The organism is Actinosynnema sp. (genome assembly GCF_052038725.1).
Genome location: NZ_JBQGCX010000031.1, coordinates 1 through 2043 on the forward strand (window position 1 = coordinate 1; position 2043 = coordinate 2043).

Annotated in this window: 2 protein-coding genes; one reads left to right on the forward strand and one right to left on the reverse strand. The window is 66.2% G+C overall.

Annotated elements, in window-relative coordinates:
• Positions 1 to 82: 82 nt before the first annotated feature.
• Entirely contained in the window at positions 83 to 979 is an 897-nt protein-coding gene (locus ACTUAL_RS00570; protein WP_440898886.1) for an SDR family NAD(P)-dependent oxidoreductase, read from the reverse strand.
• Between the two features lie 152 nt (positions 980 to 1131).
• Here ACTUAL_RS00570 and ACTUAL_RS00575 point away from each other — a divergent pair, with 152 nt between their 5' ends.
• The gene (locus tag ACTUAL_RS00575) at positions 1132 to 1746 is read left to right on the forward strand and encodes a TetR family transcriptional regulator (protein ID WP_440898887.1); all 615 of its coding nucleotides are present in this window, start codon (positions 1132 to 1134) and stop codon (positions 1744 to 1746) included.
• Positions 1747 to 2043 lie beyond the last annotated feature (297 nt).

The following is a 2043-nucleotide window of genomic DNA, read 5'->3' on the forward strand; positions in this document are numbered from 1 at the left end:
CGTCACAGGCCCTCGCACCCGCGCCGCGTCGTTCTCGGAGACCACGGAGTCCAGCGCGCACGTGGGCGGGCGCACTATCGAGCTAGACACTGAAGGTGACGCCGGTCAGACGCTCGGACTCAGCCCACAACCGGCGTTGCACGTCGAGGTCGTAGGACTCGGGGCTGGAGGTCACCAAGCGCGGATATCCCCGAACCTCGTTGCGTCCGCCGGGGCCGTAGTACTGCCCGCCCAGGACGGCCGGGTCGGTCGCCGCCCGCAGAGTGGGCAAGGCTCCCATCGCCGCGTTCTGCGAGGCCATCGCGAGCCAGGTGAGGGGCATCCGGATGAAGGCCGGCGAGCCCGAGTTGCGGGCAAGCTCGGTGCTGGACAGACCGCGATGGGCGGCAACGGCGGCAGTGCTTCCGCGGCGCGCGAGGCGTCGTTGCAGCTCGTAGGTGAACATGAGGTTGGCGAGCTTGGACTGGCCGTAGGCGGCCACCCGGTTGTAGGACCGCTCCCACTGCAGATCGTCGAAGTGGATGGCGGCTCGGATGCGGTGCCCCGTGCTGCTCACGGTCACCACGCGGGACTCGGGTGTCGCGAGGAGAGTGTCGAGCAGGAGTCCAGTGAGGGCGAAGTGCGCGAGATGGTTGGTGCCGAACTGCAGTTCGAAGCCGTCCCGGGTGACCTGCTTGTCTGTGTAGAAGACGCCTGCGTTGTTGATCAGCAGATCGATTCGCTGATGACGCTCCTGCAGCGCAGCGGCTGCAGCGCGGATCGAGTCGAGCGAGGCCAGGTCGAGGGACTGGACGGTGACGTCGCCGACCATGCGGCGGGCTGCCTGTCGCCCTTTCTCGGCGTCACGGACGGCTAGCACGACCGTCGCGCCACAGCCGGCGAGGCGGCGGGCCGTCTCGAACCCGAGGCCCGTGTTGGCGCCGGTCACGACGGCGACCCGGCCCCGCTGGTCGGGGATGTCCTGGTCGGTCCACATCATGAGATCTCTCCCTATTTACCGGTGGTCTATTAATTCAACACGCTAAGAGACCGGTGGTCTATTGTCAATAGACCGCCGGTAACAAGTACGCTGGGGGCATTACTTTCCAGCGGGCGCGAAGTGAGGAGCAGCGCGAGATTCGACGACAGGCGATCCTCGACACCGCGGCGGCCATGCTCGAGGAGATGCCAGTGTCCGAGGTGGGGCTGAACGAACTGAGTCGCCGCGTCGGATTGGCCAAGTCAGCGCTGTCGCGCTACTTCGAGTCGCGCGAAGCGGTGCTGATCGCACTGCTGGATCACTCCATGCAGGCCTGGGTGGCTGAACTGCCGAACGAGTTGGGCATCGGCAGTGACGCCGACCTGGGTGCAGAGGAGCGGGCAGCCCACCTGGCCGACGCGCTCAGTCGTTCCCTAGCAGCGCGCCCTGTGCTCTGCGACTTATTCGGCGCCCAGGCTGGTGTTCTCGAGCACAACATCGGCCTCGAGGTCGCCCAACGCCACAAGCGCGTCTCGCTCGATGTCCTCGCGGCCATGACTGACACCGTCCGCGAACACGTACCTGAGCTCGGCGAGGGCGCCCAGGACTTCTGTTTGCTCGCCATGATCCTGGCGGGAGCACTGTCGGCCTACTGCCCGCCCCCGGCTGCCGTGACGGCGGCATACGAGGCCGACCCCTCGCTCGCGGTGCTCAGCTCGGAGCTCGGTGATGCGCTTCGAAGGAGCCTCCGCGCAGCAATGTTGGGCGCTCTACCCCGCACGAGCTGAGTCGGCTCGAGGGCTGGGTTCGCCGCGAAAGCTGTGGACGTGGAGGCAGCTCCTACCCGTTCGCCCCACTCGATAGAACGACGAAGCCCCGGCAGATCTTGCGATCTACCAGGGCCTTAAGCACACTGTCGTCGGCCGGAAGCACTGGAGCTTGACCCGGTTGCCCCGACTGTTGTTCCGGTAACGGCCTGCGCGATCAGCGCGTGCTGATCCTTGTCCGAATGCTCATGGAGACGTAGGACGAGAACCCAGCCTTCTTGGCGAACTTCACCGGGCGCGTTTCAGACGTTGTGAATC